General features: G+C 39.5%; 9 protein-coding genes and 1 pseudogene. 7 read left to right on the plus strand and 3 right to left on the minus strand.

Annotation, left to right across the window (positions count from 1 at the left end; all coding sequences use genetic code 11):
- Positions 1-5: 5 nt before the first annotated feature.
- Genes oppC through pepF form a run of 4 tightly spaced genes read left to right on the plus strand, consistent with a single transcriptional unit; the run spans position 6 to position 4,933 of the window.
- A complete protein-coding gene (oppC, locus tag DPX34_RS16835) occupies positions 6-917 on the plus strand; it encodes an oligopeptide ABC transporter permease OppC (RefSeq protein WP_111979627.1) in 912 nt (303 codons plus the stop codon).
- Between the two features lie 9 nt (positions 918-926).
- Positions 927-1,964 carry an oligopeptide ABC transporter ATP-binding protein OppD gene (gene oppD, locus DPX34_RS16840; protein WP_111979615.1) on the plus strand — a complete coding sequence of 346 codons (1,038 nt, stop codon included), beginning with the start codon at positions 927-929 and terminating at the stop codon, positions 1,962-1,964.
- On the plus strand, positions 1,954-2,946 hold the full coding sequence (gene oppF, locus DPX34_RS16845) for a murein tripeptide/oligopeptide ABC transporter ATP binding protein OppF (protein ID WP_198673738.1): 993 nt from the start codon (positions 1,954-1,956) through the stop codon (positions 2,944-2,946). The genes oppD and oppF overlap by 11 nt, the downstream gene beginning before the upstream one ends.
- Positions 2,947-2,971: 25 nt before the next feature.
- Complete coding sequence (gene pepF / locus DPX34_RS16850) at positions 2,972-4,933, plus strand: oligoendopeptidase F (RefSeq protein ID WP_111979617.1); 1,962 nt, start codon at positions 2,972-2,974, stop codon at positions 4,931-4,933.
- An 874-nt stretch (positions 4,934-5,807) separates the two neighbouring features.
- On the opposite strand, the gene DPX34_RS16855 is transcribed toward pepF, so the two are convergent.
- The 3 genes from DPX34_RS16855 to DPX34_RS16865 form a co-directional block, all read right to left on the minus strand.
- Complete coding sequence (locus DPX34_RS16855) at positions 5,808-7,853, minus strand: methyl-accepting chemotaxis protein (protein ID WP_111979618.1); 2,046 nt, start codon at positions 7,851-7,853, stop codon at positions 5,808-5,810.
- Positions 7,854-8,050: 197 nt separating this feature from the next.
- Positions 8,051-9,466, minus strand: a complete 1,416-nt coding sequence (locus DPX34_RS16860; protein ID WP_111979628.1) for a BNR-4 repeat-containing protein — start codon at positions 9,464-9,466, stop codon at positions 8,051-8,053.
- A 138-nt stretch (positions 9,467-9,604) separates the two neighbouring features.
- Complete coding sequence (locus tag DPX34_RS16865) at positions 9,605-11,215, minus strand: S41 family peptidase (protein ID WP_111979619.1); 1,611 nt, start codon at positions 11,213-11,215, stop codon at positions 9,605-9,607.
- A gap of 568 nt (positions 11,216-11,783) precedes the next feature.
- Between DPX34_RS16865 and DPX34_RS16870 the strand changes: the two genes are divergently transcribed.
- The 3 genes and pseudogenes from DPX34_RS16870 (at position 11,784) to DPX34_RS16890 (ending at position 16,058) form a co-directional block, all read left to right on the plus strand.
- Positions 11,784-13,298 carry an insulinase family protein gene (locus DPX34_RS16870; protein ID WP_157964770.1) on the plus strand — a complete coding sequence of 505 codons (1,515 nt, stop codon included), beginning with the start codon at positions 11,784-11,786 and terminating at the stop codon, positions 13,296-13,298.
- 232 nt (positions 13,299-13,530) lie between these two features.
- Positions 13,531-15,085: pseudogene (locus DPX34_RS22095) on the plus strand (IS3 family transposase).
- A 307-nt stretch (positions 15,086-15,392) separates the two neighbouring features.
- Entirely contained in the window at positions 15,393-16,058 is a 666-nt protein-coding gene (locus tag DPX34_RS16890; protein WP_111979623.1) for a CPBP family intramembrane glutamic endopeptidase, read from the plus strand.
- The last annotated feature ends 55 nt before the right edge of the window (positions 16,059-16,113 follow it).

The following is a 16,113-nucleotide window of genomic DNA, read 5'->3' on the forward strand; positions in this document are numbered from 1 at the left end:
GAATGATGAGTCCATCTTATTCAAAAAATCAGCAAGCGGTTGAATCGTTTAGCGAACAACTTACTATAGAAGGCCGTAGTTTATGGCAAGATGCATGGCGTCGTTTTAAGCAAAACCGTGCGGCGATCACCAGTTTATATATTTTATCTTTTATTGTGTTGGCGGTGTTGTTTGGTCCTTATTTGGGCGCGCATGAATTTGACATTGCCGACTGGCCTAATATTCATACCGGCCCAAATTGGGACAATGGCCACTACTTAGGAACGGATTCATTGGGGCGCGATATGTTTGTTCGCGTGTTAGTGGGCGGGCGTATATCTATTATGGTGGGTATATTAGGGGCGTTAGTTGCGGTGCTTATTGGGACCTTATATGGTGCTACTTCGGGTTACATAGGCGGAAATACCGACCGCGTTATGATGCGTGTGCTTGAAATTTTAGCGTCGATGCCCTTTATGTTTTTAGTTATTTTGTTAGTCACTTTTTTTGGTCGTAACATTTTTCTTATTTTTGTGGCCATTGGCTGTGTGTCTTGGCTTGATATCGCCCGTATTGTGCGTGGCCAAACGTTAAGCTTAAAAAACAAAGCGTTTATTGAAGCAGCCCAAGTGTCGGGTGTGAGTAGTCGACATATTATTAGCCGTCATTTAGTGCCTAACGTATTAGGCATTGTTGTGGTGTATGCAACCTTATTGGTGCCGGGCATGATTTTGTTTGAATCTTTTTTAAGCTTTTTGGGCTTAGGGGTTCAAGAACCCATGACATCATGGGGTGCATTACTGCAAGAAGGCGCACAAACAATGGAAGTGGCTATATGGCAATTGCTTGTGCCTGCCGGATTTATGGTCACCACATTATTTTGTTTTAATTATCTTGGCGATGGTCTGCGCGATGCGCTTGATCCTAAGCAACAGTAGAGGCCCGCGATGACATTACTGACAGTACAAGATCTAGAGGTTAACTTTACAACGCCAGACGGCAACGTTACCGCCGTCAACAAGCTCAATTTTACCCTGCAACAAGGTGAAACATTAGGGATTGTAGGCGAGTCCGGTTCTGGTAAAAGCCAAACGGCTTATGCATTAATGGGGTTACTGGCTAAAAATGGTCAGGTACGTGGCTCGGCTAAATTTAATAACCAGGAGTTACTTAATTTACCCGAAGCGCAGCTAAATCAATTGCGATCGAACCAAATATCAATGATTTTTCAAGATCCCATGACATCACTCAACCCCTACATGAAAGTAGGTAAGCAGTTAATGGAAGTATTAAAACTTCACAAAGGCATGTCACACCAAGCCGCGTTTGATGCCTCTGTTGCGATGCTTGATGCGGTTAAAATACCGGAAGCAAAGCAACGTATGAATATGTATCCACATGAGTTTTCAGGTGGCATGTGTCAACGTGTGATGATCGCGATGGCGTTATTATGTAAGCCACAACTATTGATTGCCGATGAACCAAGCACAGCTTTAGATGTAACCGTTCAAGCTCAAATATTAAGCTTGTTAAAAGAACTGCAACACGAGTTTAATACCGCCATTATTATGATCACCCATGACTTAGGTGTTGTCGCTGGGAGTTGCGACAAAGTATTGGTGATGTATGCGGGACAAACCATGGAATATGGCGGGGTGGATGACATGTTTTATACACCATCCCATCCTTATACACAGGGCTTACTTAAAGCGATCCCTCGGTTAGAAGGTCAATCAGATACGTTATCGACTATTCCGGGTGACCCACCCAATTTATTGCATCTACCCACGGGCTGTCCTTTTCAACAACGATGCTTACAGGTGAGTGACATCTGCAAAAACAAAATGCCGACCTTGAATAAATTTGGCGATAATCGCCTTCGTGCCTGTCATTGGAATGATTGGAATGAAGGTAAGCTTGGCATTGAAAGCAAGGTAACGGATGAACAAAGTACGCAGCAAGGAGACCCCGTTAATGGACAATAAATCATTACTGCTTGATGTAAAAAACCTTAAAGTTCAATTTAGCATTGCCAAAAAAAATGCGTGGTTTTGGTCGGCACCGGATCAACTTAAAGCGGTAGACGGTGTTTCATTTCAATTGCGTCAAGGCGAAACATTAGGCGTAGTGGGCGAATCAGGCTGTGGTAAGTCGACATTAGCGCGCGCCATTATTGGGCTTGTACCGGTGACTGAAGGCGAAGTTGTTTGGTTAGGTGATGATTTAGCTAAGCTGCCAAAGCAGGATTGGCACGAGAAACGCCAAGATCTTCAAATGATTTTTCAAGATCCACTCGGCTCGCTTAACCCTAGAATGACCATTGGCGACATCATTGCTGAACCACTTAAAACGTATCATCCGCAATTATCAAAAGATGACGTAAAAGAACAAGTACAACAAATGATGAAAAAAGTGGGGTTGCTGCCTAATTTAATCAATCGTTACCCGCATGAGTTTTCGGGTGGACAATGCCAACGTATTGGCATTGCACGAGCGCTTATTCTCAAACCTAAGTTGATCATTTGTGATGAACCCGTATCGGCTCTGGATGTATCAATACAAGCGCAAGTGGTTAACTTGCTTAAGTCGCTGCAGCATGAACTTAATTTAAGCTTAATATTTATTGCCCATGACTTAGCTGTTGTTAAACACATATCAGACCATGTCATGGTGATGTATTTAGGCAACATGGTTGAAATGGGTCACGCAGACGCGATTTATCAAAACCCACAACACCCCTACACCAAAGCATTGTTGTCGGCTATTCCGGCACCTGATCCAAAAGCCGAACGCAACAAAAAAATAGACCTATTAGCAGGCCATTTACCCAGCCCAATTGACCCGCCAGCAGGCTGTGTTTTTCACACGAGGTGCTCACTGGCAGATGATGAATGTAAAGTAAATAAGCCAAGCCTTATAGGCCAACCAACGCATACAGCAGCTTGCTTTAAAATTAAACAAGACTAAAAATATAACTAAGGATCCGGTACGCATGACATTCAAGCCAACGTTCAAATTATCTTATCTTATTATAACCGCTGCCTTGCTTTCAGGCTGTGGTGATGAAGCTAATACAGCTGACAGCAATACAAGTCAGGCCCACCCCGAAAAAGCCATTGTGGATGCCTCAGCAACGGCGGCGGCTGAACTTAAACCCGACAATAAAATCATAGACGAAAAGTATATTTGGGACTTAACAGAGCTCTATTCATCGCCTGCTGATTGGGAACAAAGTAGACAAGAAACGATTGAACGTATTAACGCGCTGCCGAGTTTAAAAGGCTCGCTCGCAAGCAGTGCGAGCGCATTATTAAGCGCCAGTAATACGATTTCTGATGTGTATAAAGCCGCGGTGCGTTTACTGGTATATGCGACACTTAAAGCGGATGAAAACTTAAAAATCGCTGAAAATGAAGAACGTCGTCAGCTTGCTAAAGCGATGTTAAGTGACTTAAGTGCTGCAATAAGCTGGTACAGCCCTGAAGTATTAGCCATCGGTGAAGCTAAAGTAATGAGCTTTATAAAAAGTGAAAAAGGCTTAGCGGTTCATCAACACGCATTAGAAGACATTCTACGTCAGGCTCCTCATACTTTGAGCCAAGAAGTGGAAGCCGTGATCGCAAAAACAGGCAAATTGACCAGCGCGCCTAATTCTATTTACAGTGTATTAGCGAATGCCAACTTACCGTGGCCAGAAATTACATTGTCGACAGGAGAAGTCATCACATTAAGCCAAGCGGGTTACAGTAAAACACGTCAAGCGCCAAACAGAGAAGACCGAGCGGCTGTTTTTAATACCTTTTGGGGTAAATGGAAAGAATACGAAGCGACGCTGGGCAGCATACTCAATACACATGTTCAAGGGCTTATGTTTTCAACTGAGGTTAGAAAATACGACACCTCAGTTGGCCGCGCGCTGGCTGGCGATAATATGCCCGAAGCGGTTTATCAAACACTCGTGAAAGAAGTAAACACGGCCTTGCCAACATTGCATCGCTATTTCACGTTACGAAAGCAAATGTTGGGGATTAAAGATGATCTGCGTTACTACGACATTTATCCGCCACTGGTTGAACTCAATAAAACCTTTACCTTAGACGACTCTATTAAACTAACGCGTGAAGCACTCGCCCCACTGGGCAATGAATATATTGCCGCGTACGACAAAGGGGTAGAAGGTCGATGGATGCATGTATACCCACAAGAAGGTAAACGTTCAGGCGCTTACATGTTTGGCAGCGCATACGACGTACACCCATACGTACTCCTTAACCATAATGACGATTACGACAGCGCATCAACCTTTGCCCATGAATATGGACATGCCGTACATTCGGTATTAAGCAACGCTAATCAACCATGGGAAACCGCAGATTACGCGACGTTTATCGCTGAAACTGCCTCCATTATGAACGAAATGCTGCTACAAGATTTAGTCGTTAAACAAGCCACAAGTGACGCTGAAAAACTGTATTACTTAGGTATTGGCTTAGAAGCATTACGCGGTACGTTTTTTCGTCAAACGATGTTTGCTGAATTTGAGTTAAAAATAAATGAAGCGGCCGAAGGGGGTGAAATACTAACGGGGGCTAAGTTGTCTGAAATGTATTTAGAACTATTACGACGATATCATGGTCACGACCAAGGTATCATGACAATTGATGACACGTTTGCCATTGAATGGGCTTACATTCCGCATTTTTATTACGACTTTTATGTATTTCAATATGCGACATCTATTGCGGCAGCAGCAGGTTTAGCTGAACAGATTGGTCAGGGTGATGAAGTTGCGCGTGATAACTTTATTAATATGCTAAAAGCAGGTGGATCACACTACCCATACCAGCTTATGAAGCAAGCGGGTGTCGACATGGCAAGCCCCGAACCTTACCGCGCATTAGTAAAACGCATGAACAGTATAATGGACGAAATGGAGTCGATCCTCGCTAAATAACGCTGTTAATGTTGTTTATAACGGTGCTTAAATCGTTTTATTAGCAAAACACACAAAGCCGATGCCTCACCGAACCATCGGCTTTTTTATTCAGTTTGCTTTTGTTTTTTCGGTATGCCGTGGTCAAGTATTTACCAACAAGTATTTATCAACCTGTAGAAAGCAAGGTGTACTAGGTTTATTGATGGCTATCCCATACCACACGAGACATGCATCAATAGATTTAATGATGCCTGTCTTACACGATACGTGCCGGGGCTAATAAAAAGCCAAGTAGGTTGGGCTGAAGAATGAAGCCCAACACATACTGCTAACCTAAAAACGCCATTTTAATATTAATACAACATACGTGACGTTGGGCTTCGCAAGCTTAGCACCAACCTACTTGAGGGAGAGTTATAATGCCTGTCCTACACGATACACAAAAGATAAACACGCCCTAGGTTGGATGTTGTAAAAAGGGTCGTAAGCGACCAATCCGAGAGAGGGATATACGGATGACAAAAGTTCATTAAAATTAACTTTGCGACAATTACTTTGAAAAACACCGCCGGTTGACTCCGAAGAGAACAAGGCGTTAATATTTTCTGTCGAGTCAGCGGGTATTGGCAGTCCGTGTAATTGGCGCGGTACTTTGGATAATTTCTGAATAAAAAATGATGCAAGGGAATTGGCCGTCGACTGCTGGACGAAAAATTTGTGATTGCATGTGACCTGTTGGTGTTTGAGTTTGTACAAATTGTTGTTGCGTGATCAGGCTTGGGGTTTCTCTTGATAAATCTTAATACCAATCATATCAGCCTCTATATCAATTTCATGCTGAAATTATGAGTCATCGGTAGAATGATCGAAGTGACTCGCATGACTTTGATGATTAAAAGTGGAATTCATTGATGTCTCGTTTTAAGTGCGTTTCATTTTCTTTTAGCTTTTGAGTATCAGCTAGAGTGACCGTTCCTTGTTCGAACATTTTTTCTGAATCATCTTTGATCACATGAACACGTTCATTAATCTCATCAGCGACATTAGTTTGTTCTTCTGAGGCGACTGCAATTTGGCTAGCCATATCGGTTATTTGATCAAGCTCTTGTTTGATGGTCATAAATGCTTCTGAGCTTTTTTGTACAACCTCTACTGCTTGTAAGCCATTAGATTGTAATAACTCCATTTTTTGAGAGGCTTTACTAGCACCACTAATCAACGCTTCAATCTGGCCTTGGATTTGATCGGTGGAGTCATGGGTGCGTTTAGATAATTCTCGAACTTCATCCGCAACTACCGCAAAACCTCGTCCCATTTCACCGGCACGGGCGGCTTCAATCGCAGCATTTAAAGCTAATAAATTGGTTTGTTCGGATATGCCTTTGATCACTTGGACGATATTGCTGATCTGACTTGCTTCATCATTTAAACTGGTAATTAAAACGCTAGTATCCGCCAACTCTTGAAATAATTCATCCATGGTTTCACGGCTCGATTGTGCATCTTGTTCACCATTAATCGATAACTCGTTTGCACGTTGCACAATTTCTGAAGTCGCCGCTGACATTTTTGCAACTTCATAAATAGTTGTAGTCATTTGATTAATAGCGACAGAAATACTGTCTGTTGCTGATTTCTGACCATCAATCATAGTCATGGAATCTTCCATTGAATGTGCAACACGATGGGTTATTTCGTCCATATCAATCATTTGCTGACGAACTTTCAAAAGTGTTTGTTCAAACGATGCAATCAGTGAATTAAAAGCATTGCCGACCGACGTTAATTCATTGTTACCATTAATTTGTGTTCTTAATGTCATGTTTTTACTTTCAGACAATTCAGCAAAATCTTTGATCATTTGTTTTAACGGCACATTAATACTATTGATGATCATATAAGAAACTGCGATCAGTATGATAAGTAAAGCGACTATCACTGATACAGTTTGAGTCACCGCACTTTGTGCATCAGATAATATTTCAGACTTGGTTTGTTCTATATTTTCTAATAGGAACGATGTGACTTTATTATAACCGTCGACCATTAATGCCCCTTGTTCCATCCATTCATCGGCATTACCTTCTATCGGCAAGTTTAGTTTTGAACTACCTATTCTTCGGATTTGCTCATAACGTTTTTGTGCTTGTACATAAAACTCTTGTTTCCCAAGTTGTTGATTAAAATATTGCACAATATGTGGCGGCGCGTAGTTGGCAAATCCTTTTAAATAAGCACCTTCCTGGCCGACTTGTTTTGAAATATTAGCAAACGAGGATAAGGGTAATTTTACGCTGATGGCTTCATATACATTACCGATTAATAACATTAGGTAATTCTGAGCATAGGTCAAGTTTTGATAAGCACTGGTCAGTAATGACAATTGTTCGTTTCTGGCAGAAAGTAATACCACTTGTTGTGAGCTACTAATAAGGGTATTAATCGTTGTATTCATATCTCTTAAAGTCCGCACATCGCGGTTACTTTCAGGGTGAACACCCTTACGCATTTTTTTGCTCGCAAATTCACGCGCTTCAGAAAAATTCGTTAATACCGTTTCAACTTTATTTATGTCTTGTAATAACTTCGGGAATACTTGATATTGTTTTTTATTGGCAATTAAGTTTTGATAATTTTGTAGTGGGAGTTCTGTATCTGCTTGGCTTTGTTCTAAATCTGTCTTAAATTCTAGTCCGACTTCAGACTGATCGCCTGGCCCCACATATAACTTACTCATTAAACGTTCTTTATAAAGCGCAGATATTAGAGGAGATACTTTAGATACATACACCTGGAGTGTTTCAAGTTGCTTGATATTGTCTAAAGTTTGCGTGGCCTGCTGATAACGCTGTACTGCAAAAAATAATGCAACTAAGACCGGTATTGAAACGAGGATCAAGATACGGTTTTTAATACGAATGTTGTTAATTAAGTTCATTTAAACCCCACAGCTGTCGCTGTATTTCATAGTTTAACTCAGTTTCAAGAATATACCTGAGCTACATACGATTAAGTAGTGAGCACATCATTGTTATCGTTATTTTCATCTTTAACTTTATTTTTATTACTTAAGTGCTTAATCAGAGCGGTAAATTTCCGATGGCTATTAAATAATCTGGCATACTACTCCGCAGTTCACAAGTCAAAGACTTGTAGATATAACTTACGTTTGTCACCCGTCCCTTCAGCTTGTTTTAAATAATAATAGACTTTGCCATCTGCGACATTAACCACGCCTTTATCAAATTTAGGACCGGCCTGATGTTGATACACTTGTTTAAAGTCGCTGGTTCCGCCTTTAGTTAGTACGATATTGACTCGACCATTTTTTAAGCCAATCACGTAAACATTATTACCAGAAGTGTAGAGCTGATTGCCACCGTTGTACGCTTCAGTCGTAAATTTTTTATCTCCAACTTTGCGGTAAGTGTGCAGGTTTTTAATGACGTTGAACTCTTGGTCTCGAATTTGACTAACAAAATGCTCGTCACCTGCATCAGTCACCGTAAAGTCAAAACCGTGTGAGATAAAAACTTGGTCTTTTTTGCTGGTTTTCACCCAATCACCAGGCTCTGCAATTTTGATTAAATCGGCTTCAATCACTGGTAGGTTTAAATCTTTACCGTTAGGTGTCTTCCACTCGGTTTTACCCGTTCGATCGTTTGAATAAGCGTAATAAATACCGTTTTGGTATTTATACTTATCGGTTTTATTTTTAGAGCGTCGTTGAAAAGCAATTCTAAATTTGCCGCCAACATATTTAAAATCGCCGTACAAACCCCAGTTATGTTCACTGCCTTTCTCGGAAGCATTTGTGCTATTAAATTCATCGTATCCGTGCCATTGGTTGCCGTCGTACCTAGCAAATAACATTTTGCCGTTGGCAGAATAACCAAATCGCATTTTCATAAACAAGTCCCCTCGCTTATCTGCAAAAAATGCGGGGTAGGTTAATAATCGGGTGGTATTGACATCATCGATGCCTGGAAACTTAAGATGCTTGAAATGCCCAGCTTTAGAATTCACAAATTGTTGTAAAGTAAATTGCTCGTCACTCACCGTGGCGGCGCCTGCTTTAGAAAAAGAATAACGTAAATAATCGTCATCAAACGCTGGCACATTGCCGTTACGGTGCATATCGTATAACAAGTGAATACTGCCGTTTTTAGGACTAATGCCCACTGCAATCGTATTGTGTGTTTCTCCTAACCACCATTTGCCTTTAAAGCCGGTATGACGATGCGGAAAAGTAATTGTTTTTAATACGCCAGTTTTAGTATTAAAACGAGATAACATCACATGGCGATCTTCGACACCACCACGATACCAAGTCATAAAAACAAAGTGTTGAAACACTTTTATACAATCACCGTGTGGCGATAGCGCATTGCCAAAAACGTAATCATAACCATCGGGATTATTCGCAGTATGTTTCACCCCGACTTTATTACCATCAAAAAACATGGCACGATCAGTAATTAGGGTTTGTGATTCAAAACTAACTTTGGCGAATAATGCCGAATGAAACAGTGCCGTTGATAGCACAGTCATGGCTATAAAAAACGGAGTTCGAAATAACACACTATTGAACTGAAAAATTTGGTTGAACTGATAAAAAGTCATTCTTAATGCTCTCATATTTACTTGACGCTATAGCAATAATACTGTGAACGTTTTAAATACATCTGGTTAATTATTTAACACCGTTTTCAAAATCCAATTCTTGACTTTATCGGTGTCCCAAATGAAGCCTGAATATTGGTAATCGGGGATGATTGGTGCGTTATCTTCACGAGCTCGGTTTGTGAAATGCATTATGGGCAGTACAAATTTCAAACTTCTAAATTTATTGTTTGATGTACGAATGGTTATATTATTGAGGTGTTTGGTGTCAGCATCTGTGATTTTTCCTGCATGAATAACATTTTCCTTTTTACTTAATAAGTCAATAAATGTTAGGCAAGCACTAAAGCAATCGTCAGCTGTCACGAGTATGACTTGGCCTCTGAAATCTTTTTGGCGAGTATTATTCTTATATTTAAAATTAAATAATTCAGGTATTTTCTGTTTAGTTATTGTAAGCGGTTCGTCCAACTTTTCATGATTTTGGAGGAGCTTTGATAATTTTAAAACCGTATTTTTTTCAAATTTCAGCTTTGGTGAAATAGAATTTTGTTCGGCTTTTTCGAACAGCTTAAGATGTTGTAGGTAAAACTCGATTAATTGCTTTGAAACTTTAAGCGTAGCTTCAGGTTCAGGTGTATCACTATAACTTAAGGCGTCAATAGATGGATAGACAGATTGAATTAATTGGGCCATATAAAATACTGAACCCCCTCTGTTTCCCCGCAAATCGATAACGAGTTTATTGTTATCTTCGAGTTTTTGAACCTTTGACAGGATCCTGTTGTAGCTTTCTACTTTACTGTTTTTAAAGCTAAATGAAGGTACACTCACCCAAGTTAAGCCCGCCTTTTTTTCAATGCCCAATTTGGGTTTTCTACCGCTATTGAACTTCTCGCCCACATTGCGCCAGTCATTATCTTTGCGTTTTTTATGCTTTTCTATCCCTTGCCATGTTAATGCATAATTTCTTAATGAACCATTTATTAACTGGAAATTACAACTGGTATGAAGTTGTTGTGCCAGTATTGGATACTGGCTCGGGTAACTAAATGTGAAAAACGCAGTCGCTTGCCTCATATGAGCCTCGCGACGGTGATCAACATAGGGCAGTATTTGCTTGTAGTAAATATCTTTGACGCTTTGTTTGTTACAACTGTGTAATTTTGAACCGATGGGAGGCAAGTCTATTGGCCAGTTTTGACTGGTATGGGCTACGACAAACTCATTATTTACTAAGTCGACGAAAAAGCCACTCCACTTAGCATACGATAACTCTTTTTCTGCGTCTCCTATGTTGATGTTCAGCAGATCGGTCTGCGTAAAGGGAACTGGGATATTCAAACAAAACTTACATTTAATGTATCGATTTGCTGTCATATGCGGTTCGTTGTAACCCAATATATAAAAATTGAGCAAGGCCGTTGCATCATGTTGTGTTTGCACCAGTGGTCGTTTTTCTTCAACTAACTGATCGCCAGTCTCCCACCACGATATAAACTCTTTGTTTTCATTCGGCGCTAGAAATGCAGGGTGGGTGGCTTTTATTTGCCGTTTAATTTCACTGACGTCTTTTTTTACTTGATCTTGAAACGACGGAGTGGAGGAGCAACCTGTTAGACTAAAAGTTAGGTTTATTGCCAAAAATAAGGCAAATCTACTAATTGAATTTTTCATTTATATTTTTTTCTTTTGTGCAGAAATCAATTTAGCGGGACAGTGCAAGGTATTTGTATTACCCAATTCATAACCTTGAAACCATGACTCCATCTGCCATCTGCCATTTTATTTTAATGCCCACTTTGAGCTCGTTTTCTGATTTAAGTAAATTTAAAGATATGTGACGTAGTATCTCCATGCGTTGATCATCGAACGCTCAAAAACATGTTGCATAATAAATAACATTAAGTCAATAATGATCTATAGCAATCACATGTTGTTAACTTCTATTATAATTAAACTCAACAATTATAAAGAGTTCACACGGAATCGTTATAAAAATGCGCTTTAGACATGAATCTCTGGATCAACAACTCAACAAATGACATGAGGAAGTTATAGTTACTCATAGCAAGTTCAATGGGGCTGCTAACTTGATGGGCTCAAGATAAAATAAAGTTAAGGAAATAAAAATGGATTTATATTGTTGGAATAAAATGGGTGCAAGGAACATCCGAACCGCTACTTTGGCTATTCTAATGTTCCTTATGGTTTAACCTGCTTAACTTCAAAATAAGGAAATACTTTGAAAAACACAAGAAAGTACACAATTAAAAGTAGGAACGTATTGGGGGCGCTACTACTAATCGGCCAGTTAATCACAGCGCCGCTGTATGCTAAACAGTCTGAATATCAACAGCCTATCCCGTCACAACAACATGTTGAGGTATTAAAACCGAAAAACGATACTCGTGAATACCGCAGCATAACCTTAAGCAATAATATTCGAACGATGCTGGTTTCAGACCCTAAACTTGAAAATTTTTCAGTTAATTTACGACTAGCGGAAGGGCGTTTAGGCGACCCCAGTGATCAACGTGGCTTTGCACACTTATATGAGCATATGATTTACGGAGGTAGTGTAAGGTATACTGTATTCGAATACTTTTCTGAGCATGCTAAAAATATCAGAACTATTGATGTTAATGATAAAGAGCGCAGTGTCGGAAAAGCCTTTGCTAATTCAACCGAGCTTGGTTTTTATGTTACAACAAATAAAACCGATAAAGCTTTGGTTGTATTTAATCAATATTTGCAAGCTGAATTTACTTCTAAAGAGATAAAGCGTGGTATTCGTGCACTTAACCGACATAGAGTAGACAAACAAGCTGAAATGGGAAAAATGCTTTTTGCCGATGCCAGTCCATTACACCCTATCCGTTATTTTGAGGGAAATCCTGTTAACCATGTGGCCAGAAGTGATTCAAGAGAAGACATTAAAGCCTTACGCAAGCAATTATTAGCGCATCATAAAGCCAAGTTTTCAGCCAACAATATGACCTTGGTTGTGGTTGGTCCTAACAGTTTAGATAAACTTGCAGAATACGTTGAACATTATTTCAGCTTTATACCTAGCTTTCCCGTTGAACACAAAAATATCACCGTTGAGGCTTATCCCAAAGAAAGCCTACCCCATACTTTGTATATAGAGCCTAAAGATTATTTACAAAATTTATCGAATAGACTCACCGTTCAATTTTTCATTCCGAATAACTTAAAGGATTGGCAAACCAACCCTAATGAATATGTTTCTTGGTTGTTAACTAACAACGACAGCTCATCGTTAAAGCGTAAGTTAGTCGACCTTAATTACATTAGCAGCATTAACGTAGATAGCTCACCTAAACAATTCGGTTCAAGTGGTTACCTGAATGTTGGAGTGGCATTAACCCAAACAGGTGAGCTGAACAGGCAAAAAATTATTGATTTGATTTACCAATATACGAGTCAACTTAAAGGTAAAGTTTTAGTAAAAGACAACTACCTTAAATATATTGCGGATGCCAATAAAAACTTTGAGCAAACCGAGGTACTTGATGGGAAAAAACTAGCCAGCAAATTATCGGAGAACTTATTTACCTATCCCGGACAATATGCATTAAAAGGTGAATATACCGCGTTAAGGTTTGATGCCTCGGCTATTCAAACCGTATTGAATAGCCTTAAAGTAGATAACTCAAGAGTGATCCAATTTAAGCAACAACCAGATATGACGATTGACCCATCTTTGCCATTCAAATACAAGGTAGTGAACAAGTAGCACTAACGTGGTTTAATGGATTGAACTGCCCCAGTTAAGAAATAATAACCTTCATATATAAAATCAAGTTAGCTGATCCCTTGATGTATATGAAGCAACTTATTATGCGTTTGAAGCTTGGGATGATTTTTGGGAGTAAAAGTAAGTGAGAGAGGTCAGCCCCTCTCTCTTTTATTATCCCCCTGTGTCAGGATAGTTGTCGCCTCTAACTTTTTAGTAGAGGTAAGCAAAAATGAGTTACAAATTTACTCAAGAATTTAAGAGCCAAGCAGTTCAAAAAGCATTAAATCAGCGTGGCCATGTTAATTTGAAACAGGTAGCCATTGAACTTAATGTTGGCTACTCCACATTACAAAAATGGATTAAACTGGCTAAAGATAATCAATTAGATGCACTTTCGCCCGGTAATGATATGAAAAAAGAAAAACGACCTCAAGATTGGAGCCCTGAAGCTCGATTAAATGCCATTATTGCTTGCGCAGCATTAGATGACGAAGCCATTAACCAATATTGCCGAACGCAAGGTATTTACCCGCATCATGTTCAACAATGGAAACAAGATATTACTCAAGGTGCAGTAACAACAACTCACGCAACGAAGACACAGGAAACAAAGCGTCTTAAAAATGAAATTAAGCAGTTACAAAAAGAGCTAATCGTAAAGATAAAGCGTTAGCCGAAACCGCGGCTTTATTGGTTCTTAAAAAAAAAGCGGATGCGATTTGGGGGCTCAGAGAGGACGATTAACACCGTCTGACGAGCGTAAACAGTTACAGGTATTGGTTGCCGAAGCGCAAGCGGCTGGCGCAAGTCAGGTCAAAGCTTGTGAAATACTCGGGTTGAGTGCAAGAACGTTGCAGCGTTGGTCACTACCAAATCAAACACAAGATGGTCGGATCAATGCAATTAAGACACCGGCTAATCGATTAACGGACATGGAACGCCAGAGAATAATAAAGGTGGTTAACTCAGCTGAATATGGCCATTTACCCACTTGCAAAATCGTCCCCAAGCTATTAGATAAAGGGGTTTGGATAGCATCAGTTAGTTCGTTTGAACGCGTGATGAAAGCACACGATCTATTGACACACAGAGAAAAAAGTAAACCTTCAAGAAAGGTAGTCAAACCCAAAGCGCTCACGGCGACCAAGCCCAATGAAATCTATAGTTGGGATATTACGTATTTGCCGACGTGTATAAAAGGGGTGTTTTTTTACTTGTATTTAGTGATGGATGTTTACAGTCGAAAAATTGTGGGTTGGCAGGTTCATGACACTGAATTAACAACATTGGCAGCTGATTTAATGAAAGATATTTACCAAAGAGAGCAAATTAATCCGAACCAGGTTACGTTGCATTCGGATAATGGTAGCCCAATGAAAGGTGCAACGATGCTGGCAACATTACAAGAATTGGGCATAATGCCTTCATTTAGTCGTCCTTCGGTGAGTAACGATAATCCTTATTCCGAATCTTTATTTAAGACGTTGAAATATCGACCAGAATACCCTGAAGCCCCCTTTGAAGACATTAATGCAGCAAGGGAATGGGTGAATGGATTTGTTAATTGGTATAACAGTGAACATTTACATAGTGGGATTAAATTTGTGACCCCGAATCAGCGTCATTTAGGGCTCGATAAAGCGATATTAGCAAATCGTCATAAGGTTAATTTAGAAGCTAAGATGAAAAACCCGAGTCGTTGGTCAGGAAAAACAAGGGACTGGTCATTCATTGAAGAAGTGAATTTAAATCCAGCCAAAAAAGAAGACAAAAAGGTGGCATAAAATTTAACTTTAGGCGACAACCACCTTGAAAAACACCGTTATAGAGTTATACCAATCCATATAAATAAGTGATCTCTCAGAATGCATCCAGCTGTTTTTGAACAAGGCGTCGGTGTGTAGGAATGGTTGTACCCTTTCAAATACCGATAACGCAGATCAAAAGCCGCTGGGGCATTCCTTTCAGGCGAGTTTTAAATGCGCTTACTTTGTGTTGATCGAACTCAAAAGAGCACCACTATTCTTTCATTTAAGCGCTCGCTGAGTGGGCAGTTATTATTATGGATTGGTATTATAAGGTTAGATAAATATGGAGTTATATTGCTGGAATAAAATGGGTGCAAGGAACATCCGAACCGCTACTTTGGCTATTCTACTGTTCCTTATGTTTTTAGTGCTATCGGAAAGTATTTTAATAAAATACATCCAAGTCTTGGGGTATAGAGCCTATATTACTCAAAAAATTTCTTATATTGTTTTTTTCTTTATTGCTTTAGGCTTTGCTTGGCTAATAAAAAATGTAGCGAATATTGAACCTATAAAAATTAACAAAATCAGTAACACATCGATCTGTTTACTAGTGGTAACGGGTATAACAGCGACCATTTTAGATATTGGTATACTCGGTAGCCATGTCTATATAGCATCTTTTATTTCTTATGAATATGCCGTTTCACTCTACGACTTTAAAGAATCTACATTAACTATTGCTCCAAATGAAAAACTTGGTAATAGCTTTGATTCAATAGTTTTATTTATTATTTGCCAAGTCATTTTAGCCCCATTAATAGAAGAAATTTACTTTCGTGGCATTATATTCAAACAGCTGTATCAACGAGGAGGCTTTATTTTTTCAGCCATAATATCTTCCCTTGTTTTTTGTGCTCTTCACCCACAAAACCTTTGGCTTGCTGTTTTTATTTCTGGTCTTGTTTATTGCTATATCTATATAAAAACGAACAACTTACTTTATTAAAAATTAAAACCACGTCCTTTGGGCGTGGAAGAGGTTTTTAGGCTATAGCCTGAAA

The organism is Algibacillus agarilyticus, assembly GCF_003286125.1.
GTDB lineage: Bacteria > Pseudomonadota > Gammaproteobacteria > Enterobacterales > Alteromonadaceae > Algibacillus > Algibacillus agarilyticus.

Coding starts and splice junctions, on each gene's coding strand:
- oppF (WP_198673738.1), top strand. CDS start 1,954: ATGGACAATAAATCATTACTGCTTGATGTAAAAAACCTTAAAGTTCAA.
- DPX34_RS16855 (WP_111979618.1), bottom strand. CDS start 7,853: ATGAACTTAATTAACAACATTCGTATTAAAAACCGTATCTTGATCCTC.
- DPX34_RS16860 (WP_111979628.1), bottom strand. CDS start 9,466: ATGACTGTGCTATCAACGGCACTGTTTCATTCGGCATTATTCGCCAAA.
- DPX34_RS16865 (WP_111979619.1), bottom strand. CDS start 11,215: ATGAAAAATTCAATTAGTAGATTTGCCTTATTTTTGGCAATAAACCTA.
- pepF (WP_111979617.1), top strand. CDS start 2,972: ATGACATTCAAGCCAACGTTCAAATTATCTTATCTTATTATAACCGCT.
- oppC (WP_111979627.1), top strand. CDS start 6: ATGAGTCCATCTTATTCAAAAAATCAGCAAGCGGTTGAATCGTTTAGC.
- oppD (WP_111979615.1), top strand. CDS start 927: ATGACATTACTGACAGTACAAGATCTAGAGGTTAACTTTACAACGCCA.
- DPX34_RS16890 (WP_111979623.1), top strand. CDS start 15,393: ATGGAGTTATATTGCTGGAATAAAATGGGTGCAAGGAACATCCGAACC.